24 protein-coding genes are annotated in these 25,110 nt (G+C 41.5%); 18 read left to right on the top strand and 6 right to left on the bottom strand.

What is annotated here, in order from left to right:
• Positions 1-37 precede the first annotated feature (37 nt).
• Genes AM592_RS11260 through AM592_RS11250 form a run of 3 tightly spaced genes read left to right on the top strand, consistent with a single transcriptional unit; the run spans position 38 to position 4,924 of the window.
• On the top strand, positions 38-1,069 hold the full coding sequence (locus tag AM592_RS11260; RefSeq protein ID WP_098945234.1) for a GlgC family sugar phosphate nucleotidyltransferase: 1,032 nt from the start codon (positions 38-40) through the stop codon (positions 1,067-1,069).
• Positions 1,066-2,520, top strand: coding sequence for a glycogen synthase GlgA (gene glgA, locus AM592_RS11255; RefSeq protein ID WP_053603898.1), 1,455 nt, complete (start codon positions 1,066-1,068; stop codon positions 2,518-2,520). The genes AM592_RS11260 and glgA overlap by 4 nt, the downstream gene beginning before the upstream one ends.
• Positions 2,507-4,924: a glycogen/starch/alpha-glucan phosphorylase gene (locus tag AM592_RS11250; RefSeq protein ID WP_053603897.1), complete on the top strand. Its 2,418-nt coding sequence runs from the start codon at positions 2,507-2,509 to the stop codon at positions 4,922-4,924. Before glgA ends, AM592_RS11250 begins: the two co-directional genes overlap by 14 nt.
• A 41-nt stretch (positions 4,925-4,965) precedes the next feature.
• Here AM592_RS11250 and AM592_RS11245 read toward each other — a convergent pair whose 3' ends face one another.
• Both AM592_RS11245 and AM592_RS11240 read right to left on the bottom strand, forming a co-directional pair.
• Entirely contained in the window at positions 4,966-5,709 is a 744-nt protein-coding gene (locus AM592_RS11245) for a TraR/DksA C4-type zinc finger protein (RefSeq protein ID WP_053603896.1), read from the bottom strand.
• Between the two features lie 98 nt (positions 5,710-5,807).
• Positions 5,808-6,743, bottom strand: a complete 936-nt coding sequence (locus AM592_RS11240; RefSeq protein ID WP_082363966.1) for a 1,4-dihydroxy-2-naphthoate polyprenyltransferase — start codon at positions 6,741-6,743, stop codon at positions 5,808-5,810.
• Between the two features lie 264 nt (positions 6,744-7,007).
• Between AM592_RS11240 and AM592_RS11235 the strand changes: the two genes are divergently transcribed.
• The 14 genes from AM592_RS11235 to AM592_RS11165 all read left to right on the top strand — a co-directional run bounded on the left by AM592_RS11235 (position 7,008) and on the right by AM592_RS11165 (position 21,773).
• Entirely contained in the window at positions 7,008-8,417 is a 1,410-nt protein-coding gene (locus tag AM592_RS11235) for an isochorismate synthase (RefSeq protein WP_053603894.1), read from the top strand.
• Positions 8,418-8,419: 2 nt separating this feature from the next.
• Complete coding sequence (menD, locus tag AM592_RS11230; RefSeq protein WP_053603893.1) at positions 8,420-10,159, top strand: 2-succinyl-5-enolpyruvyl-6-hydroxy-3-cyclohexene-1-carboxylic-acid synthase; 1,740 nt, start codon at positions 8,420-8,422, stop codon at positions 10,157-10,159.
• Positions 10,147-10,965 (top strand): 2-succinyl-6-hydroxy-2,4-cyclohexadiene-1-carboxylate synthase, encoded by an 819-nt coding sequence (menH, locus tag AM592_RS11225; RefSeq protein ID WP_082363963.1) that lies wholly within the window; start codon positions 10,147-10,149, stop codon positions 10,963-10,965. Before menD ends, menH begins: the two co-directional genes overlap by 13 nt.
• Before the next feature lie 18 nt (positions 10,966-10,983).
• Complete coding sequence (gene menB / locus AM592_RS11220) at positions 10,984-11,802, top strand: 1,4-dihydroxy-2-naphthoyl-CoA synthase (protein ID WP_053603891.1); 819 nt, start codon at positions 10,984-10,986, stop codon at positions 11,800-11,802.
• An 87-nt stretch (positions 11,803-11,889) separates the two neighbouring features.
• A complete protein-coding gene (locus tag AM592_RS11215) occupies positions 11,890-13,332 on the top strand; it encodes an o-succinylbenzoate--CoA ligase (RefSeq protein ID WP_053603890.1) in 1,443 nt (480 codons plus the stop codon).
• A 16-nt stretch (positions 13,333-13,348) separates the two neighbouring features.
• A complete protein-coding gene (gene menC / locus AM592_RS11210) occupies positions 13,349-14,470 on the top strand; it encodes an o-succinylbenzoate synthase (protein ID WP_082363961.1) in 1,122 nt (373 codons plus the stop codon).
• Positions 14,471-14,788: 318 nt separating this feature from the next.
• Entirely contained in the window at positions 14,789-15,718 is a 930-nt protein-coding gene (locus tag AM592_RS11200) for a metal ABC transporter solute-binding protein, Zn/Mn family (protein ID WP_053603887.1), read from the top strand.
• Between the two features lie 18 nt (positions 15,719-15,736).
• A complete protein-coding gene (locus AM592_RS11195; protein WP_053603886.1) occupies positions 15,737-16,486 on the top strand; it encodes a metal ABC transporter ATP-binding protein in 750 nt (249 codons plus the stop codon).
• 12 nt (positions 16,487-16,498) lie between these two features.
• Positions 16,499-17,800, top strand: a complete 1,302-nt coding sequence (locus tag AM592_RS11190) for a metal ABC transporter permease (protein ID WP_053603885.1) — start codon at positions 16,499-16,501, stop codon at positions 17,798-17,800.
• Positions 17,801-17,804: 4 nt separating this feature from the next.
• A complete protein-coding gene (locus AM592_RS11185) occupies positions 17,805-18,713 on the top strand; it encodes a metal ABC transporter permease (RefSeq protein WP_053603884.1) in 909 nt (302 codons plus the stop codon).
• Positions 18,714-18,884: 171 nt separating this feature from the next.
• Positions 18,885-19,481, top strand: coding sequence for a TetR/AcrR family transcriptional regulator (locus tag AM592_RS11180; protein ID WP_053603883.1), 597 nt, complete (start codon positions 18,885-18,887; stop codon positions 19,479-19,481).
• Between the two features lie 131 nt (positions 19,482-19,612).
• Complete coding sequence (locus tag AM592_RS11175; protein WP_053603882.1) at positions 19,613-20,632, top strand: DJ-1/PfpI family protein; 1,020 nt, start codon at positions 19,613-19,615, stop codon at positions 20,630-20,632.
• 46 nt (positions 20,633-20,678) lie between these two features.
• Positions 20,679-21,113, top strand: a complete 435-nt coding sequence (locus AM592_RS11170) for a hypothetical protein (protein ID WP_053603881.1) — start codon at positions 20,679-20,681, stop codon at positions 21,111-21,113.
• A gap of 21 nt (positions 21,114-21,134) precedes the next feature.
• Complete coding sequence (locus AM592_RS11165; RefSeq protein ID WP_225970357.1) at positions 21,135-21,773, top strand: DUF2306 domain-containing protein; 639 nt, start codon at positions 21,135-21,137, stop codon at positions 21,771-21,773.
• A 20-nt stretch (positions 21,774-21,793) separates the two neighbouring features.
• Here the strand turns inward: AM592_RS11165 and AM592_RS11160 are convergent, their stop codons facing one another.
• From AM592_RS11160 to AM592_RS11150, 4 genes are read right to left on the bottom strand one after another with little or no spacing between them, the layout of a single operon-like run.
• Positions 21,794-21,994, bottom strand: coding sequence for a hypothetical protein (locus AM592_RS11160; protein ID WP_053603880.1), 201 nt, complete (start codon positions 21,992-21,994; stop codon positions 21,794-21,796).
• Positions 21,995-22,008: 14 nt separating this feature from the next.
• Complete coding sequence (locus AM592_RS23295) at positions 22,009-22,164, bottom strand: DUF1540 domain-containing protein (protein ID WP_082363958.1); 156 nt, start codon at positions 22,162-22,164, stop codon at positions 22,009-22,011.
• A 35-nt stretch (positions 22,165-22,199) separates the two neighbouring features.
• A complete protein-coding gene (locus tag AM592_RS11155; RefSeq protein WP_053606080.1) occupies positions 22,200-23,243 on the bottom strand; it encodes a cytochrome d ubiquinol oxidase subunit II in 1,044 nt (347 codons plus the stop codon).
• A 30-nt stretch (positions 23,244-23,273) separates the two neighbouring features.
• Positions 23,274-24,605: a cytochrome ubiquinol oxidase subunit I gene (locus tag AM592_RS11150; protein ID WP_053603879.1), complete on the bottom strand. Its 1,332-nt coding sequence runs from the start codon at positions 24,603-24,605 to the stop codon at positions 23,274-23,276.
• A 134-nt stretch (positions 24,606-24,739) separates the two neighbouring features.
• Between AM592_RS11150 and AM592_RS11145 the strand changes: the two genes are divergently transcribed.
• On the top strand, positions 24,740-24,982 hold the full coding sequence (locus AM592_RS11145) for a type B 50S ribosomal protein L31 (protein WP_053603878.1): 243 nt from the start codon (positions 24,740-24,742) through the stop codon (positions 24,980-24,982).
• The last annotated feature ends 128 nt before the right edge of the window (positions 24,983-25,110 follow it).

Below are 25,110 nucleotides of genomic sequence, written 5' to 3'. Positions count from 1 at the left end.
AAAGTAATCAAAATATGAAGCAGGGAGAGGTGCAAATTTGATGAGTAATCAATTATTGGGTATTATTGATGCTACAACACAAAAAGAATCACTTCGGGACTTAACTGTTCAACGCTCTTTAGGGGCAATCCCATTTGCAGGGAGGTACCGCTTGATTGATTTTATCCTTTCCAGCATGGTTAACTCTGGGATTCGAAGCGTGGGTATATTTCCAAAATACCATTATCGTTCATTAATGGACCACTTAGGATCGGGGAAAGAGTGGGATTTAAGCAGAAAAAGGGATGGTCTCTTCTTTTTTCCTTCCCCTCATTTGCATCATGAATACGATGAATTTGGATCGTTTCGACAGTTTTCAGACCATTTGGATTACTTCCACAGAAGCTCTCAAGAGTATGCTGTTATTACGAACAGCCATACTATCTGCAACATTAATTTTCAATACGTGTTAGAAAAGCATCTTGAACTTGATTGTGACATAACCGAACTATATCAAGACGGTCAAAGTCTTCAAATTTATATCATGGCGAAAAGCTTGTTAAAAGATTTAATCTACGGCCATGTTGACCAGGGATTTAAGACGCTGCAGGAAGTCGTCTCCAGTTCGCAAAGCTCATTAACCATTTGCCGTTATGAATACGCGGGATATGCAGCGGTCATTGATACCATTGAAAATTATTTCATTCATAGTTTACAGCTTATTCAGCCTCAATATTGGCAGCAGATTTTCTTACCTCAAATGCCGATTTATACGAAGGTGAAGGATGAACCTCCTACCAAATACTACAACAGCAGCAAGGTGAAAAATTCAATGATTGCCAACGGCTGCTTGATCGCTGGAGAGGTTGAAAATTCGATTATCTTTAGAGGGGTTACGATCGGAGAAGGCACAAAAATTAAAAACAGTATCGTTATGCAAAAGTCTCAAATTGGGGATAATTGTACACTGGAGCAAGTAATTGCTGATAAAGATGTTAGGGTCGGAAACAAAAGCGAAATTGCCGGAACAATGAAAATGCCATATGTATTAAGAAAAGGTCTCGTACAAGGAGCGTTGATGAACTCTTGAAGGTATTATTTACAGTAGCAGAATGTGTACCATTCGTAAAATCAGGCGGGCTGGCCGACGTGGCGGGTGCTTTGCCTAAAGAGTTACTAAAAAAAGGAATCGAAATCGCAGTTATGATACCGAAATACGGATTTATCCCGGCGGACTATTTACAGCGTATGGAGAAGGTTGGAGAATGCACTGTGCAAGTCGGCTGGAGAAGGCAATATTGTGGAATTGAATCGCTCATTCATGATGGTGTTACTTACTATTTTCTTGATAATGAATACTATTTCAAACGGGATTCGTTATATGGTCACTATGATGACGGAGAAAGGTTTGCTTTTTTTTCTAGAGCTGTTTTTGAAGCAGCAAAAGAGATCGGCTTTCAACCTGACATCATACACACACATGACTGGCATACCGCGATGACAAACTATTTGCTGAAGGAAGAATATAACTACACGAGATTTTTTCAGCACACAAAAAGCATATTTACAATCCATAACCTGCAATTTCAAGGATCCTTTCCGAGGGACGTTACCCATGATCTTTTCGGTTTGGATATGTCTCATTTTACGTATGAAAAGCTGGAGTTTCACGGTCTCGTAAACTATATGAAAGCGGGAATTGTTTCAGCCGATTATATTACGACCGTCAGTCCAACCTACCGGAATGAAATTTTAACCGATTATTATGGTGAGAGAATGAATCATGTTCTTCGCTATAGGGAAAAGGATTTAGTGGGAATTTTAAATGGCATAGATGATACAACTTATAATCCGGAAACCGATCCTGTACTTATAAAAAAATTCAGTGTAAACGAATTGGATGGAAAACAGACGAACAAACAAGAGCTTCAGTCCATGTTTGGCTTACAGGAAGAAAAAGACGTGCCGATAATCGCAATTGTCAGTCGTCTTACAAAGCAAAAGGGACTTGATTTGCTGAAAGGCATTATGCATGAAATTCTAGAATTGCCGATTCAATTTATCGTTTTAGGGACAGGGGATCGAGAGTTTGAAGACTACTTCCGTTATTTGGAGTGGGCATATTCGAACAAGTGCAGAGCATATATTGGTTTTGATGAAGGAATTGCACGCAAAATTTATGCTGGCTCGGATATGTTTTTAATGCCTTCAAGCTTTGAACCATGCGGCTTAGGCCAATTAATTGCTCTCAAATACGGAAGCATCCCTATCGTTCGTGAAACGGGAGGGTTAAATGACACCGTTCAATCATATAGAGAAGATACCCGAACTGGGAACGGTTTTTCGTTCGTGAATTTTAATGCTCACGATATGAAGCACACAATTGAGAGGGCATTGTATTTCTATGGCAAAAAGGAAATATGGCATCACATTGTCAAACGTGCAATGGCTGAAGACAATAGCTGGTCAAGGTCTGCAGATTTGTATTTAAATATGTATACAGATCTTATCAGAGGGAGTGGCGGGGATGTTCTCAACTAAGGAAAGGTTTAAAAACTGCTTTGCCAAACGTTTGGAAATGATGTGCGGAAAACGATTACAAGATTCAACGACTCTTGATCAATATCAAACTCTCGGCCAAATGGTACGTGAGCATATCAGTACAAACTGGATTCGGACAAATGAAAAAAACAGGTCATTTCAGGAAAAACAAATGTATTATCTTTCGATTGAATTTCTATTCGGACAATTTCTTGGTCAAAATTTATTAAACTTAGGGGTCCGTGAGACAGTTAAGGAAGGCTTAAAAGACCTTGAGATTTCACTCGATGAGATAGAAAAGGCTGAACCGGACGCTGCGCTTGGTAATGGCGGATTGGGAAGGCTGGCTGCTTGTTTTCTAGATTCATTAGCCACTCTGAATCTACCTGGAAACGGCATGGGAATCCGTTATAAATACGGACTTTTTGAGCAAAGGATTGTCGATGGAAACCAAGTAGAGCTGCCGGAACAATGGCTGAAGTCTGGAAATGTGTGGGGAGTGCGCAACTCCGACCAAGCGATTGATATTCAATTTTGGGGTATCGTGCATCCTGATACATCAAGTGACAGGCTTGAATTCCGCCATGAAAAAGCCATGGTGATTACTGCTATTCCATATGATATCCCTATGATTGGTGCACATACGGATACAGTAAATACATTAAGGCTGTGGAGCGCAGAGCCGTCATCCAATTACAAGGAATATAATTTGCTTACATATAAAAGAGAAACAGAAGCAGTTTCAGAATTTTTGTATCCTGATGATACGTATGACGACGGGAAAATTCTCAGGCTCAAGCAACAGTATTTTCTCGTCTCGGCAAGCTTGCAAAGCATCGTAAAAAGCTATCGGAAAGCACATTCTACGTTGAAGGATTTTCATGAAAAGGTTGCGATTCATATTAACGATACCCACCCTTCACTCGCCATTCCCGAACTGATGAGGATCTTGCTGGATGAAGAAAAAATGGGGTGGGATGAAGCCTGGCATATTACCATTCATACATTTTCCTATACAAATCATACAATTCTTTCTGAAGCACTTGAGAAATGGCCGATCTATTTAATTAAGCCGTTGCTTCCAAGAATTTATATGATCATAAATGAAATTAATGAAAAATTTTGCAGGTGGGTCTGGGAGCAGCATCCGGGAGATTGGAATCGAATTGAAAACCTTGCTGTCATAGCTCACGGTGTTGTGAAAATGGCTCATTTGGCAATTGTCGGAAGCCACAGTGTGAACGGGGTGGCAAAGATTCACTCGGATCTTTTAAAAGAGAAGGAAATGAATCATTTTTATCTGATTTTCCCCGAAAAGTTTAACAATAAAACAAATGGAATTTCCCACAGAAGATGGCTGCTTAAAGCCAATCCGGAGCTCACGAACCTTATTACCGATGCCATAGGTGAAAAGTGGAAGAAGAACCCGGATGAATTAATCAACTTGACGCCATTTGCTTATGATTCATCATTTATCGAAGTTTTTCAAGCAGTAAAAAGAAAAAGAAAAGAAGATTTGATCCGGGTGATTAAGGATTCTACCGGTTTTGTTGTAAATTCTGATAGCATTTTTGACGTTCAGGTGAAACGGCTCCATGCTTATAAGCGGCAGCTGTTAAATGTTCTGCATATTATGCATTTATACAATCATCTAAAAGAGGATCGGTCAGCCGGCCTCTATCCTCAAACGTTTATTTTTGGCGCAAAAGCATCACCAAGCTATTATTATGCAAAAAAAGTGATAAAACTGATTCACTCGGTAGCAGAAATCATAAATAATGACCCTCAGGTGAACGATAAAATCAAGGTTATTTTTCTGCCGAATTATAGGGTTTCAATTGCCGAGCAAATTTTTCCGGCCGCTGATGTAAGTGAACAAATATCAACAGCCAGCAAAGAGGCTTCGGGTACTGGAAATATGAAGTTTATGATGAACGGTGCAATTACACTCGGAACGTTGGATGGAGCGAATATTGAAATTCTTGAACGCGTCGGTCCAGATAATATATATACGTTTGGCTTGCAAGCGGATGAGGTCGTCAGCTATTACGAAAAAGGCGGCTATCGTTCACGTGAATATTACCAGCATGACAGGAGAATCAAAGAGGTTGTCGATCAGTTGATGAATGGCATTTTTGCCGATCAGCCATATGAATTCGAAGCCATATACGATTCGTTACTGGACCATAATGACGAGTATTTTATCCTTAGGGATTTTAGTACCTATGCCGAAGCCCATAAAAAAATTCAAAAAGATTATCAAAATAAAGCCAAATGGGCCGAAAAAGCGATTATAAACATTGCCTGTTCCGGGCACTTCTCCAGTGACGCGACAATCGAACGATATTCTGAGGAGATTTGGAATATCAAGCCAAGGGATACAAGAATCATTTTAAGCCCTTAATACAAAGAGGAATTCCCTAAAGTGGGGATTCCTCTTTGCAATTACTCATCGTACGGCTTTTTTTCGGATGCAGGCAGGTCCCCCCAGCTTACCATTGAATCTGCTTCATCCAGTTGTTCTTCGTATTCCTGGTGTTCATTAGAAGGATAAATTTTCATTGGATTTCCATAAAGATCAGTAGCTGCAAAGTTTTCATAATCTTCTACATAGCCAACATCTTCTTCAGATTCCATATATACGTCATTATACGAAACAGGAGGAGTTTCCATATCTTGCGGTGTTTGCGAATTCCCATAGCTCTCTACCTCTTGATAGGCGTCCTCGGAATCATATCCTGCAATGTTTTTTTCATCATGTTCGAATTTTCCAAATGGCGGGTGCAGCACCTCTTCTTCAACCGGACGATTCTTTGAAACCTCTTCGTCTGGCGTATGCTGCTTGCAAGTGACAGCTGTGGGGATGACAGCAAGTCTGTCCAATGGTATGTCTTGGCCGCATACCTCGCATTTGCCGTATGTTCCTTTTTTGATGTTGTCGAGCGCATGATCAATTTCCCTAAGATGTTCTCTTTCATGTGCGTACAATGCAATATCTTTTTCTCGTTCATACAGCTCGGTAGCCTGATCTCCGGGATGGTTATCGTAGGATGACAATCCGCCGGTTGAATCATAAGGGAAGGACACCGAGGTTCCAAAATTGTTATTATCTTTTAATCGTGACAACAGCTCGTTCTTAGCCGCTTCCAGCTCATTTTTTAATCGATTTTTTTGATCCTCTGTAAGCAATAATTCCACCTCTTTTTTCTAATTGCTTTACAGGTAGTATGAGCTTTTTTTCCGAGAAATAATTCACGAACAAAAAAAGAGCTCGGAGGAAAGCTCTATTAGACAAAATAATCAAGGAGTAATGCAATCGTAAGCAGGACTCCGAAAATTGTATTCGTTTGCGCAGTTGATTTCATCGCATTCATAAGTTCTTTTGGAATTGATTTTTTCTTAAATTCCCTTACGGCTATATAGCTTTTCACCAGGCTGAAAAGGACAAGAAGCGTCCAAGGTGAAAGGATTCCTAAAGCAATAAACAAGACAACTAGCATATTTGCTGCTAAGAAGAAACCAGCTAAAATGTCGGTTGCTCTTTTTCTTCCGACAAGTATTGCCAAGGTTTTTCTTCCGTTTTCTTTATCCCCCTCGAGATCCCGAATGTTGTTCGATAACAAAATGGCGCCGATCAGAATGGAAACAGGAATCGAAATCAAGAAAATATTAGTGTTCCATTCACCTGTTTGAATGTAATAAGAAATTCCCACTAATCCTACGCCCATAAGACCACCTGAAGCCACTTCGCCAAAAGGAGTGTATGCGATGGGAAGTGGCCCTCCTGTGTAAAAATAGCCAATTGCCATGCAAAAAACCCCTATAAGAGCGATCCACCAGCTTGATGAAATACAGATAAAGACACCAAGAAGTGCCGAGAAAATAAAAAGTAAATAAGCAAGATACAGTACAGTCTTTGGTTTTACGCCGTTACGTACGATGGCCCCGCCTATCCCTACCGAATTTTCATTATCTAAGCCTCGGACATAGTCAAAATATTCGTTGAACATGTTGGTTGCAACTTGAATAGAAAGAGAAGCAATCAGCATGGCGAGAAATACCCAAATGTTGATTTGTCCGGATGGTAAAGCCAGCACTGTTCCGATCGTCACTGGAATAAATGCAGCAGTTAACGTGTGAGGCCTTAAAAGCATCCACCAAATCCGCCAGTTTTTATCAGGTTTGATTTTTGACACATTACCTGATAGTGATTGATGTTGCATATCTATTCTCCTTTTTATAAAAATACGTACTCATCCACTCTTAAGTTTAGAAAAACTTTAAAAAGGTGTCAATGGAAGGATGTAAATCATGTTTAAAATTCTTTTCTCCATCTTGAACGAATAAGAGCCAATGCTTTTTTAAAACGGAAAATAGGTTTATAATAAACAGTATATGAACTTAAATCTGCTCCCGCCCGTATTGACAGGCTGATATAAGCAGGTGTATGTTGATGAAAGTAATTTTGGATTTTGGAGGGAGTAATCATGGTGACAGTGATCCAGCATACTTTGCTGCAAGAAGCTTCTCTTGCATTAAATAAAGCAAAAAAAGTCAACCATGCGATCCTATTAAGTTATTCGAAGCAAATTGAGTCGATAGATCCTTTGGCGTTTTTTTCTAATGGCGAGAAGCAGTATGCCGGACAACGTTTTTTTTGGTCAGATTCAAATTCTGATTTGAAGATAATAGGACTTGGAAAAGAAGTGATTTTTCAAGCAGAAGACAATGCAGAAAATAGATTTCGCGTGATTCATGAAAAATGGGAGCGCTTTAAAAATGATTCCTGCCATATACATGATGGTGCTTGTTCGGATATAGCAGCAGTAGGTCCATTACTTTTTGGAGGTTTTTCGTTCGATCCGAAAGAAGAAAAAGCTCCACACTGGAACCATTTTTCCGCCGGGAAATTTTTTGTCCCCGCTTTAATGTTGACGATCTCTTCATCTGGGGCTTTCCTTACCGCAAATCGATGGACTTACGGGGAAGAAGATGCTGAACAGGCTTTACGCAAGCTGCTCAAATCCGTTTCATCCGCAAACGAAGCCGCGTGTTCGACTAAACAACGTACTAAACTAAATTCAATTGAAGAAAAAAATACGAGAGAGTGGATGAATGCGGTTCGTAGCGCAACAGAGGAAATCAAAAAAAAGAATTATGATAAAATTGTGCTTGCCAGAGAGGTATTGGCTACATATGAAGAAAACATTAAGCTGGACCATGTCATTGCCACGCTTTTACATGAGCAAAAAACAAGCTATGTTTATGTTGTAGAAGAAGGTGCACAAAGCTTTATTTCTGCATCACCTGAACGGTTAATCAGAAAAGAAGGAAGCAATGTCTCCTCTTCGTGCATTGCCGGATCAATCAAAAGAGGCAAGACAGATGAAGAGGATGAGCAGCTGGGCAGAGAACTGTTGTCCGATCAAAAAAATCGTATGGAGCACCAAATCGTCGTTAATATGATCAATGACGCTTTTTTAGCTAACTGTACTGCAGTGAAAAAGCCGGAAAAACCAGGCTTATATAAAACGAAAAACATTCAGCACCTGTATACGCCAATTACCGGAACAATTAATGAAAAAGCGTCTCTTTTTGATCTGATTCACAAGCTTCACCCTACACCAGCTGTCGGCGGAGAACCTCGTGAACTTGCGCTGGAGTTTATTAGGAACGTAGAGCCGATGAACAGAGGCTGGTACGCCGCACCTGTAGGCTGGATCGACTGCAAAGACAACGGTGAATTTATCGTTGCCCTCCGTTCCGGTTTGATAGAACGCAATCAGGCGAGGTTGTTTGCCGGATGCGGCATAGTTGAGGATTCTGATCCGGAAAAAGAGTTTGAAGAAACACAAATTAAGCTGAGACCGATGCTTTCCGCTCTTGGAGGAATGTAGTGATGACGAACCCAATTACGAATTATATTGGCTGCTTTATGAATGAGCTTGCTGTCAGCGGAGTTAGCGAAGCGGTCATTTGTCCCGGATCCAGATCAACGCCGCTTGCTATCATGGCCAGCGCCCACCCGGAAATACATACGCATGTGCTTATTGATGAACGCTCGGCGGCATTTTTTGCGCTCGGCTTGGCTAAAGCGAGCGGGAAGCCGGTCATGCTCATATGTACCTCCGGAACAGCAGGGGCAAATTTTTATCCCGCAATTATCGAAGCCAATTACTCAAGAGTGCCGCTTGTCATCGTGACAGCTGATCGTCCGCATGAGTTGAGGGATGCAGGTGCACCTCAGGCCATAGATCAGCAATTTTTGTACGGCAACTTTGTTAAATGGTTCACAGACTTGGCTCTGCCTGAAGAGCGTGAAGAAATGTTACCCTATGTTCGGCGAATTGCGTTAAGAGCCGGAAGTGAGGCTGCAAGGCACCCAAGAGGGCCTGTGCATGTCAATGTTCCATTGAGAGAACCACTAATGCCAGACTTGGAGTCACTTCCTTTCGAAAAAGAAAAAACTGCAAACAAACAGCTGCATATAAGAAACCGTATAGTTGAGACGAAGATCGAATTCTTTGAGACTCTTATTCCAGAGCTTGAGAAACGTAAAGAAGGCTTGATTGTTTGCGGAGAGCTGGCTGATGATGAAACGAGAGAATTTGTTTTAAAGCTTTCCCGGCATTTAAAATACCCAATTCTGGCGGATCCTTTATCCAATTTACGAAATAGCGGTCATGATGCAAGCACAATTATTGACGCATATGATTCATTTTTAAAAGATGAAACAATTCAGGAGTTTATTTTTCCGGAAATTGTCATACGGTTTGGGCCAATGCCAGTATCAAAGCCGCTGTTTCAGCTGTTGCAAAAGCATCCGGAAATTAGCCAAATCGTTGTTGATCCGGGAGGAGGATGGAGGGATCCGACCTTAAATAGCACATGGATGCTAAACAGCAGTGAAGAGGTGTTTATCCAAACAGTTCTTGAACATGCTGAACCAAATGATGATTCAACATGGGTGAAAAAATGGAAGTTTGTAAATGACAGATTTCGTTTTCATTTGAAACGCATGGACCTGGAGGATGATTGGTTTGAGGGCAAGGTTTATCAAGTCCTTCAACCGCTGATTCCTGATAATAGTTCAGTCTTTTTAGGAAACAGCATGCCGATCCGAGATGCAGATACATTTTTTGGAACGGAAAACCGTTCTTATCGGCTGTTTGCAAACCGAGGGGCTAATGGGATTGATGGAGTTGTTTCCACCGCTATTGGGGTCAGAGAGGCGACGAAGAGACCAGTGACTTTAGTGATCGGCGATTTGTCCTTTTACCATGATTTAAATGGTTTGCTCGCTTGCAAAACTCTTAATATTCCATTGACCATTATATTAATTAATAATGATGGCGGAGGTATTTTTTCATTTCTGCCGCAGTCTACTGAAAAAATATATTTTGAATCATTATTCGGCACACCGACAGGGCTCGAATTTGAACATGCGGCAAAACTTTATGGAGGATATTATGTGGTGCCTGATTCATGGGAGCAATTCATTAAAGTCTACAAATCAAGCGTAAATTCCCCTGGCCTGCATGTAATCGAAGTGAAAACAAACCGGGAGAATCGTGTGGAAATCCATCGAAATTTGCTGCAAAAAGTTTCCCGGGAAATAAGAAAAGAGTGGCCGTTTTGAGAATCACTTTAGCAGATGGTGTCACTTATGAATTATACGACAATAATAAAAAGTCAGCTGAAACGATTCTTTTTTTTCATGGATTTACTGGCAGTGCAAAAAGCTGGGAGCCGATGGAGCCGTTGCTGAGCGATAAACGAATCATTAGGATTAGCTTGCTTGGACACGGAGGGACTGACAGCCCGGTTGATAGCAAAAGGTATTCAGCCCATCGCCAGGCACAAGATCTGTTAGAGTTGATCAAATCATTGCAGCTTCACAAAGTTTGTCTGATCGGTTATTCTATGGGGGGCAGGCTCGCACTGTATTTCTCCATGCTTTATCCTGGCCGTGTGTCCAGACTTATTCTGGAAAGCAGTTCTCCAGGACTCATGTCGCTTCACGAACGAAAGGCAAGAATTGCACAAGACCGGAAGCTTGCTGATTTATTAGTCAATGAAGGGCTTTCGAAGTTCATTGATTATTGGGGAAATATCCCTCTGTTTGATTCGCAAAAGCGGTTACCTAAAAGAGTAAGAAATCAACAGCAAACAGAGCGGCTGAATAATAATCCGATCGGTCTTGCAAATAGCTTGTCGGGCTTTGGCACGGGAGCACAGCCTTCCTTATGGGGAAAGCTGCATGAGGTGAAAATTCCTGTCCTGCTCATTACTGGGCAGCTGGATGAAAAGTTTTGCCGCATAAATAAGAAACTCGATAAAAAGCTTGAGAATAGCTGCTTGCAGATATTTGAACATGCAGGCCATACGGTTCATTTGGAATGCCCTGAGGCGTTCGGAAAACTGGTTAATGAGTTTGTCTCATAATATGAAGGAGGTTCAATCATGGGAGTGGAATGGATAAAGGAAAGAGACTATGAAGACGTTATATATGAAAAATATAATGGAATCGCGAAAATAACGATTAATCGGCCGGAAGTACATAATGCTTTTCGTCCAAAAACGGTGACTGAATTAATTGATGCGTTTGCTTATGCAAGAGACGACTCGGAAATTGGTGTTATTGTTCTTGCAGGAGCAGGAGACAAGGCATTTTGCTCAGGAGGAGACCAAAAGGTTCGCGGCCACGGAGGGTACGTCGGAGATGATCAGATTCCCCGCTTGAACGTATTAGATCTGCAGCGCTTGATCCGAGTGATTCCAAAACCGGTAGTGGCAATGGTTTCAGGTTATGCCATTGGAGGCGGCCATGTTCTTCATATCGTATGTGACTTAACGATTGCTGCGGATAATGCCATCTTTGGACAAACCGGACCGAAAGTCGGCAGCTTTGATGCGGGATACGGTTCAGGCTATTTAGCACGTATTGTAGGCCACAAAAAAGCGCGGGAAATATGGTACCTTTGCCGCCAGTACAATGCGGAAGAAGCAAAGGAAATGGGTCTGGTAAACACAGTCGTTCCGCTTGAAAAATTGGAAGAGGAAACGATCAGTTGGTGCGAGGAAATGCTTGAAAAGAGCCCGACAGCCCTTCGTTTTCTTAAGGCTGCTTTTAATGCAGATACCGACGGCTTAGCCGGTTTGCAGCAGTTTGCCGGAGATGCTACTCTTCTATACTACACAACGGATGAAGCCAAGGAAGGCCGTGATTCTTTCAAAGAAAAAAGAAAACCGGACTTCGGCCAATTCCCGCGTTTTCCTTGATCAATCGAAATGTATAAATTGCAAGAAACAGCCTGGTTTGACCTGAGCTGTTTCTTTTTCAATATTTGATAGTTGTGGTGATGAAATATGCAAGTTCAACCCAATTGGTTGAAGCAAAGATCTGAATTGACGCCGGACAGGACAGCAATCATCTTTGCCAACGAACATCTGACGTTTTTCGAGCTGAATCAGAAAGCAAGGAACATGGCTTTTCAACTGCAAACATTCATACGAGCGGCAGAAAGAAATACCATTGCTATATTGCTTGAGAATCATATAGAGACTGTCATCTTCATTCATGCCTGTTTCCTTTCCGGCTGCAAATTGGTATTGTTAAATACGAGGCTGACAAAAGCCGAACGGGATTTTCAAATAAAAAATTCACAGGCGAGCCTATTGGTGACAGAAGAAAAATGGCTGGAAGACCACAGACAAAATTGCGAAACGGTCCTTCTTTCCCACTTGAAATCACTAAAAGCTGATGATGGGGATCTTTTGTTTGAAATAGACTTGGCAGAGACAGCAACGATCATGTATACATCAGGAACGACCGGATCTCCAAAGGGAGTGGAGCAAACCTTCGGAAATCATTATTTCAGCGCAGTTTCATCTGCATTAAACCTTGGACTTTCTGATCACGATAAATGGCTGATTGCACTTCCGCTCTTTCATATCAGCGGGTTATCCGCCTTATTTAAATCGGTCATTTATGGTATGCCGGTTATTTTGCATAAAAGATTTGAAACGGAAGAAATCAATAGATCCATAAATGAGCACCGAGTTACGATGATTTCTGTCGTACAAACGATGCTTACGCAGCTGGTGCAGTCTGTGAACCGAAGCCCGGAGTCATTAAGGTGCGTATTGCTTGGAGGCGGACCAGCCCCCCTTAAGCTTTTGGAAGACAGTAAACAAAAAGATTTCCCCGTGTACCAATCTTACGGAATGACTGAGACGAGCTCGCAAATTGTCACACTTCCGCCTGAGTATAGTTTGGCAAAGCTCGGTTCTGCAGGGAAGCCGCTTTTTTCGTGTGAAATTAAGATCATGAAGGATGGGAAACCATGTGAGCCAAACGAGCATGGTGAGATCACTGTAAAAGGGCCGAATGTAATGAAAAGTTATTTTCATAATCAAAAGGCTACGGAGCAATCTTTTCAAAATGGCTGGTTTTTAACCGGCGATATGGGTTATTTGGATGATGAAGGTTTTCTTTATGTATTGGACAGAAGGTCTGATTTGATTATTTCAGGAGGAGAAAACATTTATCCTGCAGAAGTTGAAGCCGTTCTTCTGGCACACCCCAGCGTAAAGGAAGCAGGGGTTACGGGGACAGAAGACGATAGGTGGGGTAAAGTTCCTTGCGCTTTCATCGTCAGGAGAAGTTGGATCAATGAGGAAGAACTGTTAGAGCATTGCAAAAAAAAATTAGCAAAATATAAAATTCCTAAGCAAATTTATTTTGTAGATGAACTACCGAGGAACGCCTCAAATAAGCTTTTGAGAAACAAATTGAAGAACTTGCTTTAAAAAGGGGGAAACAGCCATACAAATTCGCACATTTACTCTTTACCACGTAACGATGAAGCTGAAATCACCATTTACATCGAGTCTTGAAACGCTGACAGACCGGAAATTCATTATTTTAGAAGCGGAAGACGAGTCTGGAAAAAAAGGCTGGGGAGAGGTTTCCGCTTTTTCCTCCCCTTGGTATACAGAGGAAACTCTCGAGACTTGCTACCACATGCTAAAAGATTTTTTTATTCCCGAGTTGATGGACGGCCAGGTTCACCATCCAACCGAAGTTCCAAAGCTTCTCGAAAAATACAGGGGAAATCGGATGGCAAAAGCAGGCGTGGAGGCGGCTTTTTGGGATCTCTACTCAAAACAAGAGGGACGCACGCTTAGCTCTTGCATTGGCGGCGTGAGAACACAAATACCTGCCGGTGTCGCAGTGGGAATGAACCGAATGGATACGATGTTATCGGAAATTCACGATCATTTGCAGGCAGGTTATAAACGGATCAAAATCAAAATAAAGCCCGGACATGATATAGAACCATTAAAAATTATTCGGGCGCATTTCCCGGGACTGTCAATTATGGCTGATGCCAATTCATCGTATCAGCTTAAGGATATAAGCGGAATTAAGGCACTGGACCAATTTGATTTAATGATGATTGAACAGCCTCTTGCCTATGATGACATCGTGGATCACCGCCACCTGCAAAAGCATATTAAAACGCCCATATGCTTGGATGAAAGCATCCTTAGTGCAGATGATGCGAGAAAAGCAATCGAGCTGGGCAGCTGCAAGGTAATTAATATTAAACCTGCCCGGGTCGGCGGATTGACAGAAGCGCTGAAAATTCATAAGGTTTGTAAAGAAAACAACATTCCGGTCTGGTGCGGAGGAATGGTCGAAACCGGAATCTCCAGAGCCCAAAACATCGCCTTGGCGAGTCTGTCTCAGTTTACTATTCCGGGGGACATCTCTTCTTCCTCTAGGTTTTGGGAAAATGATATTATCGAGCCAAATATAACTGTTGAAAATGGCTATATTCAAGTTCCACAATCTCCCGGCATCGGTTTCGATATAGATCAGTCAAGGCTTAGCAACTGCACTTCAAAAATCGATGTCTTTACAAAACAAAGAATGAGAAAGTAGAAACAGTATTTTTTCGTTTTGCGAAATCTTTTCCATAAACCTAAACTAAAGGTGCTTAGGAAAAATATCCCTTCTCGTCAGCCGGCTTTTCTTGAAAAAGCCGGTTTTTTTGTTTTTAACAATTTGTTCTTGACAGCTGAAAAAAAACAAATTAAATTTGCGTTAGGGAAACTTTTTGTCCTTAACGACTTTTTTATGAGTTTATTTAAATAATTGTCGTTAATCTAAAAAAAACGCATAGAATAATATCATCAATCATGGCTGATCCCAGTTTGGGTTTACTAAACAAGCAGGAAAAAAGAAGGGAGGAGAATACTAGTGAAAAAATTAGTTGCAGCAAGTTTTGCTTTTTTGATCGTATTATGTTTTTTATCAGCATGCGGGAGTAGTACAACATCGGAGAATGCAAACGATAAAATCCGTATCACAGCAACAATTGGCCAAATCGCTGATATTACTAATCATATTGGCGGAGAACATGTAGAAGTCGAATCGTTAATGGGCCCGGGTGTCGATCCCCATCTTTATAAAGCATCACAGGGGGATATCCAAAAGCTTATGGATGCTGATATTGTTTTTTACAACGGATTGCATCTGGAAGGAAAAATGGATGAAGTATTTGAAAAAATATCAAAGGGTAAGCCTGCAATACCTGCTGCCGAATCGATTCCAGACAATCAGCTGCTAGGTAACAAAGAAAATCCGGGTTTACATGATCCCCATGTTTGGTTTAGCATTCCTCGATGGATGTTCGTGGTAGATACGGTTGAAAAGGAGCTTTCCAAATTCCAGCCCGATTTGGCAGAAGAATTCAAGAAAAATGCTGAATCGTATAAACAAGAGCTGAAAGAGCTTGATGAGTATGCAAGAGAGCAAGTCGAAACGATACCGAAAGAAAGCAGGGTATTGGTCACTGCCCATGATGCCTTTCAGTATTTTGGCGAGGAATATGGTGTTGAGGTTATGGGTCTTCAGGGGTTGAGCACGGATTCAGAATATGGGTTAAAGGATGTACAAGAGCTGGTTAATGCTCTCACAGAAAGAAATATTAAAGCGGTGTTTGTGGAAAGCAGCATTTCGGAAAAATCGATAAATGCAGTTGTGGAAGGCGCAAAAGAAAAAGGGCATGAGGTATCAATTGGCGGAGAATTGTACTCTGATGCAATGGGTGAAGCCGGAACCGAAGAAGGAACGTATGCAGGAATGTTCAGGCATAACATAGATACCATTGTCTCTTCATTAAAATAGTTGAAAGGATGACGAAGAATGTATCCGGTAACGGTTGAAAATATGACGGTCGCGTATCATAAAAAGCCTGTTTTGCGGGACATTACATTCAATGTGCCCAGAGGAAAGCTGATTGGAATTGTCGGTCCGAACGGCGCTGGAAAGTCAACTTTGATTAAAGCCATACTGGGCTTGGCTCCAACAGCGTCCGGAAGTGTTCAGATTTTTGGAGAGCCCTACCACAATCAAAGGAAAAAAATCGGATATGTACCGCAAAGAGGTTCTGTGGACTGGGACTTTCCGACAAGTGCTTTAGATGTCGTCCTTATGGGCAGGTACGGACATATTGGCTGGATCAAGCGACCGAAAAAAACGGATATTGAAACAGCTAAAGCCTGCTTACAAAAAGTTGGCATGCTCGATTATCAGGATCGGCAAATCAGCCAGCTTTCAGGTGGACAGCAGCAGCGGGTTTTTTTGGCCAGAGCGCTTGCCCAAGATGCAGAAATTTATTTTATGGATGAACCGTTTGTTGGCGTCGATGCGGCCACAGAAAAAGCGATTATTGCTTTATTGAATGAATTAAAGGAAAAAGGAAAGACGGTATTGGTTGTTCACCACGATCTCCAAACCGTCGAAGAATACTTTGATTGGGTCCTCCTTTTAAATTTAAGAAAAATCGATTTTGGACCGACAGAAAAAGTTTTTCATATTGATAATTTGCAAAAAACGTATGGCGGCAAGCTCGCCTTTTTAGAAGATAAACAAGTAGCCGTTGAGAGAGAATAGGGGTGAAATTCTATGGATTATTTGCTTTTACAGCTGCAAAATCCGAATACACAATGGGTCTTGGCAGGAACTCTCCTATTAGGGATTGCAAGCGGAGTTCTCGGAAGCTTTATTTTGCTGAGAAAGCAAAGCTTGATAGGTGATGCTATGTCACACGCTGCGCTGCCTGGCGTTTGTCTTGCTTTTATAATTACCGGACAAAAGTCGCTGTTCTTCTTTTTAATTGGCGCTGCTGTGGCGGCACTGGCCGGTACCTACTGTATTCAGGCAATTACCCGGCATTCCAAAGTTAAAGAAGACGCAGCAATTGGCATTGTTTTATCCATTTTTTTCGGTATCGGAATTGTCCTTTTGACATTTATCCAGCAAAGGGGAACAGGAAATCAGAGCGGATTGAACTCGTTTCTGTTTGGTCAGGCGGCCTCCTTGGTGAGGGAGGATATTGTGATTATCGGGTTGATTTCTGCCATTCTCCTTTTCATCACCGGCTTGTTCTTTAAAGAATTTAAGCTGATTACGTTTGACTTTGCCTTCGCAAAAGGAATTGGATTGCCGGTATCATTTTTAAACGGATTGCTATTGATATTAATCATATGCGCGGTTGTCATCGGACTTCAAACAGTAGGTGTAATCTTGATGTCGGCTATGCTGATCACGCCGGCGATTGCCGCCCGCTATTGGACAAATCGTTTGCAGACGATGGTCATTCTCTCAGGAGTCATTGGCGGACTAAGCGGGATGCTTGGGACACTGCTCAGCACAACTGCAAAAGGGATGGCGACCGGTCCTCTTATTATCGTTGCGGCTACTTCATTTTTTATCGTGTCTTTGCTGTTTGCTCCAAAGAAGGGCCTTTTCGCCAGGGCATTGCATCAGATAAAACTAAGAAATCAGACGGCGATGGAGCAAGCATTGTTGTCACTTTACGACTTAACAGAAGAAGCTCAATCGTCAAAAGAACAGCTGCCGTTGTTTACCGAAGAGTTTATTAAAAGCAGGCGCAAAATAGGGAGTTTCCTTTTAAAAAGCAGCTTAAAGAGATTGGAGAAAAAGAATTGGATTCATTATGGTGCTGATTCCTCGTGGAGATTAACGACAACCGGAGTAGCCAAAGGGTATGAGCTGGCATTACGTTATCGTTTGTTTGAAATTTATCTTATGCATGAGATGGAATTTCAAAACGCGAATCTGAAAAATGACTCATTTGACTATGAAACTTTGTCTGAAGATATGAAAGCCCGGCTGTTCAACCTTCTCAAGCTCCACAAACTTCAGCCGACCTTATCACCTAAAAAGAGCTTAAAAGGGGGGTGACCAAATGAGCTATGAAGCTTGGATTATTGTTACCGGAATGCTTGTTGGAGTTACCTGTGCATTAATCGGGGCATTTCTCGTATTACGCAGGATGTCCATGCTGGCTGACGCTATTAGTCATACCGTTCTGTTGGGGATTGTCGGCTCTTTTTTAGTCACTCGCACACTTGACGGATTGCCGATGTTTATCGGAGCTGTTATCGTTGGTCTTTTAACGGCATTTTTTGTGCAGCTGCTCAATACAAACGGAGTTCAATCGGATGCAGCCATCGGCGTTGTGTTCACATCGTTGTTTGCGGTTGGAGTCATTTTGCTTTCGGTATATGGGGGAAATGTTCACTTGGATGTCGAGCATACATTAATGGGGGAAATTGCCTTTGTTCCATGGGATACGATTGAATTGTTTGGAAGAGATATTGGTCCGGGCGCTTTTTGGATGCTGGTTATCGTGTTAGTCATTAATGCTGCTATTCTTGCGCTCTTTTATAAAGAGTTTAAATTGGCCGCCTTCGATCCGGAAATGGCACTTGCAATTGGAATACCGGTCCTCGTTTTGCATTATTTGCAAATGGGGATGCTTTCGACTACGACTGTCGCTTCATTTGACTCTGTAGGAGCAATATTGGTGGTTGCGATGCTGATCGTTCCCCCCGCAGCTGCCTATTTACTGACCGATCGATTAATAACGATGCTTTTTTACAGTGCGGGAATTGGGGCACTGTCAGCAATAAGCGGATACTATGCTGCTTATCTATTGAACGTCTCCATCTCAGGTGCTATGACTTCGATGACTGGAGTTTTCTTCATCTTGGCTTTTTTCTTCGCTCCGTCTCACGGCGTGATAGCAAAACGAATGGTTCAGCGCAGGATTCGGCTTCAAACTGTCAAGGAAGGTAAAATGAAAGAAGTTTAATACCATTATCTGAGCAAGGATGACTTGGTGACACTGAGTCATCCTTCGAATTTTTATCTGATTAAAGTTTCTCCTATGAATAATCGCAAGCATCTATCATTTAATTATTTTCATTAATTCGGTATACTAAAGCGTAAACTATAATTATTAATCATGGAGGACAACGTAGCAATGAATAAGATTGATGAAACAAAAGATCTTATTATCAGGACATCAATGACGCTATTTAACCAAAAGGGGTATAGCCAGACTTCCATTCAGGACATTATGGAAGCGACTGGGCTGCCAAAAGGGGCGATATACAGAAGGTTTGAAAATAAAAATGATATTGTCTTAGCGACGTTTGAAAGTTCAGGCCATATACTGCACTCTTATTTTGCAAAAGCAGTCCAATCGGCCAATACTGCTGCAGAGAAAATTATCGCGATGTGTTATGTTTATGAAGACGCAGTGAATAATCCTCCTGTTCCCGGCGGCTGTCCGCTGCTTAATACAGCAATCGAAAGTGATTACGGTTTTCCCGAACTGCATGAAAAAGCTTCTGAAGCATACAATGAAACCCTGCTTTATATAAAATCAATTATTGACGAAGGCATTGGGAACAATGAATTTCATAAAAATGTCGATTCCCTTTCGCTCGCTTCGTTTATTTTTTCAGCAATTGAAGGAGCAATTATGGCTAGTCGTCTGGCTCTTAATAATGATCATATTTCCTATAGTATTCAACAAATCAAAACCCTTCTTAATCATTATTCTGCAGACAAATGAGGCATTGCCAGCCTCTGATACTTGTTCACTAAAGATTCAAGAATGGTAAGCCTGCGGCAGTAAATATCGTGTACAATAAAATATGCGGACCGGACCGTCCGGTCACAATTTTACTAAAAGGGGAATAAAAAATGAATGTCCAAATCGTATTATTCGATGGTTTTGATTTCATGGATGTGATCGGACCTTACGAGGTATTTATGGCTGCCAAGATGTACTCGCAAGAAGTAACTGTTGAATTTGTAAGTGCAGAAGGGAAAAGGCATGTGACTAGCGGGATGAATGGCCCCGGACTTCCCAGCAGCGGCAAAATTGATTTGGAACGAGAAGGGATTCTCGTTATTCCCGGGGTGTTTGCCAGCGTGAACGACAATGGGCCAAATTCGTTCATAGCTTTATTGAAACGGGCGATGGAAACTGATTTGATTCACTTTTTAAGAGAAGCGCTATACAGAACTGACTTAATCGTATCACCGGTTTGCGGCGGAACGCTAATCCTTGCCATGGACGGCTTGTTGGAAGGGCGCCATGCTGTCACACATCATATGGGAATGGAGTTTTTAGGGGCAACCGGCGCTATACCTGTTCATGCACGAGTTGTAGATGATGGCAATGTAGTGAGTGGAGGAGGTGTAACATCGGGGCTTGATCTTGCCTTATATTTGGTAGAACGAGAATTAGGTCCTCGTATTGCTCATGCAATTGAACAGTTGTTTGAGTATGAGCAAAGAGGAACTGTGTGGAAAGCAATCGGAATGGCGCCGATTGACAGCGAAGACAGTCATCCTGAGTCAATTTCTGTCTTGAATGAATCAGTAGTTCCGACTCCCGGAAAGGCAAATATCGAAAAAAACAGGATGTTTGATGGAAAATGGAACACAATCATATCTACTCCAATAGGAAAGCTTCCTGTTATTCTCAACATTACAACTGAGGATGGGCGTATTTACGGAACAGCTCAGCAGGAGGACGAGATTGTAGAATTTGCAAATCCTGTTTTACATAATGATCAGCTGGAGTGGTCCTTGAGTATTCGAAAGCCCATTCGTTTAAACTTAAAGTTTTCGGTTATTGTAACCGGAAGTACAATGAGCGGTTCTGCCAAAGCAGGTTTATTGCCAGCTTCAAAATTAGTTGGAAATCGTATGTAGTAAGGAAAATGATCAACATTTTGCAAATATATAGGAGGTATGAACCGTGTTTCAGCTTTTGCTTTTTCTTCATGTGACAAGCGCACTTTTCCTTGGAAGCTATCTGGTTTTGCCATGGTTAATGAAGCAATGCTACCTGCGTTCTGGTGATGAATTCAAGGGATTTCTTCAATCTGTATTGAAATTCACTCGTTCTGCCCATTATGCCTTAATCGGCCTTTTGATCACTGGGTTTTTGATGATTGTATTACGATCGGCATTTCCATCTGTCCTATGGATCACCATAGCTATTGGATTGCTATTGGGAATTGGCGCCATGATTGGGATGATAGATAAAAAATTTAAACAGATTCTCAAATCTGATCATCCCAAACAGTTGATGAGCGATCAGGCAAGAACGCTAAATCTTTATAGCTGGATGGCCTTTTTTTTCATACTAGCTTCAATTGTTATTATGACCAATCCAAGGCTGCTCGCTTAAAATTAAAATGGGAGATATGAAATGAAATCATTGAGTAAAGGGTTAAACATATTTCTTTTTATTATTTCAGTTATGTGGGTTTTGCATACTTTCTCAAAAAATTTTATGATTGATCCTAATTTTGAACGTTTTTTATCCCGAAAAGATTTTCCAATACAAAACGAAGGTCTTTGGATCCTCATGATTCGGATTCATATCGTGTTGGCACTTATCGCGCTTCTTACGGGACCTGTTGCACTGATAAAAAGAATAAGAGTCAAACGTTTGCCGGTACATCGCTGGTTTGGACGAATTTATGTACTCTCTATCATTCTAAATTATATTCCTGGATTGTACGTTTCATTATTTGCTACCGGAGGGCTCCTTAGCACCGCTGGATTTTTTATTTTAAATACGTTGTGGCTGTGCACAACGCTTATCGGGTACAGAGCGATTAGAAAAAAACGGATGATTCCCCACAGTCAATGGATGCTTCGCAGCTTCTTCCTTTCATTTGCTAATATGACGATCTACATCATCGTAGCAATTTTCCATAATGCTTTGAACTTTCCATATGCCTATTCTTACACAATGGCATCGTGGATGTGTTGGATACTTAATCTGCTGCTTGCCGAAATGATTATTAAGAAGAATTTGAATGTAAAAAGGGCGGCACATTAATCCGCCCTCTTTTTTTCTTATCAATCCTGATAAAGCTCATACTCATACATCGTCTGCCCGATCCATTGATCGATTTCTTTTGGCAGTTCGTTTAAGCATCCAAATTCGTAATCCCACAGGTTGGCAAAGGAATTTACGGCCTTGTGAAAAGAAGGTTCACTAGTGTCTTTGACTTCCTGCTCGAAAGAAGCCAGCAGCATTTCCAGCATTTCTTTGTTCACCGTTTGGCCTCCTTTTAATGTTTCTCTGGCTTAAAGGTTTTGCAATCTGTTTCTTCGCTGGTTTCCGCTTTATCACCAGTGTGGCTGACAACATAAATGGCGTCGGCGGTACATTTATTGCCGTCACCCCAGTAGGAGCAGTTGTTTACTTCACATAGTATTCTTTCCAAATGCAAAACACCTCCTGTTCTTTTTTAGCTTTTCCTCATTCCGGCTGTTTAATGTAGCGTTTGTCATTCATAATCATTTTCCAGAAAAAATAAAAACCAGGAAATAAAATGACAAATCCAACGATATACGACACAAAAAGCGCACGGAAGGTTGCCGGGTCTGTAAAACCGGACTGAATCGTAACGTCGGGATAGATCATGTATGGCAAATGGGCCCTGCCATATACATAGCTTGCCAAAAAATATTGGATCGTAATCGCAACGACAGCAAGCCGCGGCTTACCCAATCGTTTTCCGAGCCGCTTATTTGGCAAAAAAAGAGCCACACCTGCAATGAGAAACATAAGCAAGGACGTAAATAGCAATGGGAGGTCGGTCATCATGCGATCATAAAGCCAAGGCGCTTCTGTTCGAAGTGTGAGCATAATGAAAATAGCCATGACCAGTGAAAGCGGACCGGAAACAAGTGCATTTTTCCGATAAATCAGATAGGCATGCCGTTCTTCAGCGACATTTGAAAAATCGGCAAGTAATAAAGACGAAAGAAAAAGGGTGCTGAATACTGCAAATCCGATAAACGAATACACATTCGGGCTTGAAAATAATTCGGCAGCATTCAGGCTGTAGATACCATTTTCTCTTTCAATAAATGTGCCGTGAGTGACGGGCAAGACAAGTATTAAGAAAGAGGGGATGAGAAATCCGGTGATGCCTGATATATAAGTAAGGGCCTTCTCGTAATCCTTCGCTACATGGGAAAAAACCAAAAATCCGCTTCTTAGTGCCAAAAGGAGCAAAATAATGCTTCCGGGAATAAGCAGCACAGTTCCTAAAACAAAGGTAGCTCCAGGAAAAAAACTAAACAACGCAACGACAATGGCTACGATAAAAACGTTTGTAACCTCCCACGTTGGCGATAAGTACCGGTTTGCAATATTTGTCGCTTTCGTTTTTTCGTTATTGATATAGACCATTGACCAGAACCCTGCACCAAAATCCATACTCGCCATAACAGCGTAAATAAAAACAAACCCCCATAAAACCGTGATTGCCAGGATTACATCTGTGACTCCATTCATCACGACATCAAGCACCTTCTTTCTAATCGATTATGATTGTTCTGATGGCAATTCCTTTTCAACAGGGTGCCGCTTAAAGTAATAGGTAAGCACAAAAATAACTGCCGCTCCCAATATCAGATAGACGATGAGGAACAACGTAAATAAAGCGGCTATGGAACCTGACGTCGTGACAACATCCGCTGTTTTTTGGATGTGATAGATTACCCAAGGCTGCCTTCCTGTACAGGCGAAAATCCAGCCAAATTCGATTCCAAGCATGCTAAGCGGTCCGGCGGTCACGAAGACGAGTAACAGCCATGTTGGAAACCGGTCTTTTTTTAATATTTTTCTCCATGTAAAGCCGATAATGGAATAAAGAATAAGCAGCATTCCGATTCCGACCATACTGTTAAAAAGCGTATGGATGAACAAAGGAGGCCATTCATCTCTCGGAAAATCGTTTAAGCCTTTTACTACTGTGTCAAAGCTGTCGGCTGCCAAAAAACTCAATGCCCAAGGAATTTCGATCGCCCATTTGACTTCTTCTGTTTCTTCATCTGTAAATCCGCCAATCGCAAGCGGTGCATGTGACGTGGTCTCAAATAATCCTTCTGCTCCTGCTAGCTTCTCCGGCTGATATTCGTGAAGGAGCTGGGCAGATTCATGGCCGTTTAAGGCAGTTAAAATCGAAAAAATGCCACCTACGATTAAGCTCATAAGCAAAGCCTTTCTATGAAATCGATACACGCTCTCATTATATTTGCTCTTCAGCATTTTAAAGGCAGATATTGAAGCAATTACGAAAGCGCCAGTCATAAAAGCTGAAACAACAACGTGTCCCGCGGTGGTAAAAAAGCTGGGATTAAAAAAAGCAGCCCATGGATTCACGTCCACGACTTCCCCGTTATCCAGCCGGAATCCCGTAGGTGTCCCTTGGAAGGCATGGACATTCGTAATTAGTACGGCTGATGCGGCGGCCCCAATCAAAACAAACGTAACGGCGATGATTCTCATAAACGGCGTCAGCCTGTCAGCCGCATACACATAGATCGACATAAACAAGGCTTCAACAAAAAATGCATAAATTTCAATTTGAAAAGGAAGAGACATAACCTTACCTATGACCTCCATAAATCCAGGCCAAAGCAAAGCAAGCTGTGTACCGGCAATCGTCCCGGTCGGAATCGCTACTCCCAGCAAAACGGCCTGGCCTTTCGTCCATCGTTTTGCCATAATCGCATAATGCTGATCCTTTGTTTTTTGATATAGAAGCTCGGCTGTTAAAATCATTAAAGGGAGCCCGACTCCAAGAGAAGCAAATATTATATGAAAGCCCATAGTTGTTCCGAATAAGCTTCTTGCCAAAATTAAATCATCCACATCGTTCCCACCCCACCTTTTAATATTGTTAGTGTTTGCAGCAAATAGCGGAATATTCCATTCATTTGACAAAAAAAGCTAAAAGTAATAAAATATATAACGTAATGATTACGATTTAGAAAGGGTGCTTTATTTTGAAACAAAACATCCATCCGCAAAATCATGAAGTCATATTCTATGATGTAAACAGCGGATATAAATTTTTGACCCATTCAACGAAAACTTCAAGTGAAACGATGGAATGGGAAGATGGGAAATTATATCCTGTGATAAAAGTAGAGGTTAGCTCAGATACTCACCCATTTTATACCGGCCGCCAAAAATTCAATGAAAAAGGCGGAAGGGTCGAGCAATTTAAGAAACGTTATAACATGTAAAAAACCAAGCCCTTATGAAGGCTTGGTTTTGTTTTTGTTACAAGGAAATTATGAAATCTGGAACTGTGATATTTGTTCGTTTGAGAAAGTTCGTTTAATTATTGGGAGAAGGGCATGATTCAAAGCCC

The organism is Bacillus gobiensis, from assembly GCF_001278705.1.
Taxonomy (GTDB): Bacteria; Bacillota; Bacilli; order Bacillales; family Bacillaceae; genus Bacillus; species Bacillus gobiensis.
The sequence above is the reverse complement of the archived record's forward strand: the minus strand, read 5'-3'. Positions and strand labels throughout refer to the sequence as shown.

Coding starts and splice junctions, on each gene's coding strand:
- AM592_RS11155 (WP_053606080.1), bottom strand. CDS start 23,243: ATGAATGGAGTCACAGATGTAATCCTGGCAATCACGGTTTTATGGGGG.
- AM592_RS11215 (WP_053603890.1), top strand. CDS start 11,890: ATGCAAGTTCAACCCAATTGGTTGAAGCAAAGATCTGAATTGACGCCG.
- AM592_RS11235 (WP_053603894.1), top strand. CDS start 7,008: ATGGTGACAGTGATCCAGCATACTTTGCTGCAAGAAGCTTCTCTTGCA.
- AM592_RS11165 (WP_225970357.1), top strand. CDS start 21,135: ATGAAATCATTGAGTAAAGGGTTAAACATATTTCTTTTTATTATTTCA.
- AM592_RS11185 (WP_053603884.1), top strand. CDS start 17,805: ATGAGCTATGAAGCTTGGATTATTGTTACCGGAATGCTTGTTGGAGTT.
- AM592_RS11175 (WP_053603882.1), top strand. CDS start 19,613: ATGAATGTCCAAATCGTATTATTCGATGGTTTTGATTTCATGGATGTG.
- AM592_RS11240 (WP_082363966.1), bottom strand. CDS start 6,743: ATGCAACATCAATCACTATCAGGTAATGTGTCAAAAATCAAACCTGAT.
- menB (WP_053603891.1), top strand. CDS start 10,984: ATGGGAGTGGAATGGATAAAGGAAAGAGACTATGAAGACGTTATATAT.
- AM592_RS11180 (WP_053603883.1), top strand. CDS start 18,885: ATGAATAAGATTGATGAAACAAAAGATCTTATTATCAGGACATCAATG.
- AM592_RS11250 (WP_053603897.1), top strand. CDS start 2,507: ATGTTCTCAACTAAGGAAAGGTTTAAAAACTGCTTTGCCAAACGTTTG.
- AM592_RS11195 (WP_053603886.1), top strand. CDS start 15,737: ATGTATCCGGTAACGGTTGAAAATATGACGGTCGCGTATCATAAAAAG.
- menD (WP_053603893.1), top strand. CDS start 8,420: ATGACGAACCCAATTACGAATTATATTGGCTGCTTTATGAATGAGCTT.
- AM592_RS11190 (WP_053603885.1), top strand. CDS start 16,499: ATGGATTATTTGCTTTTACAGCTGCAAAATCCGAATACACAATGGGTC.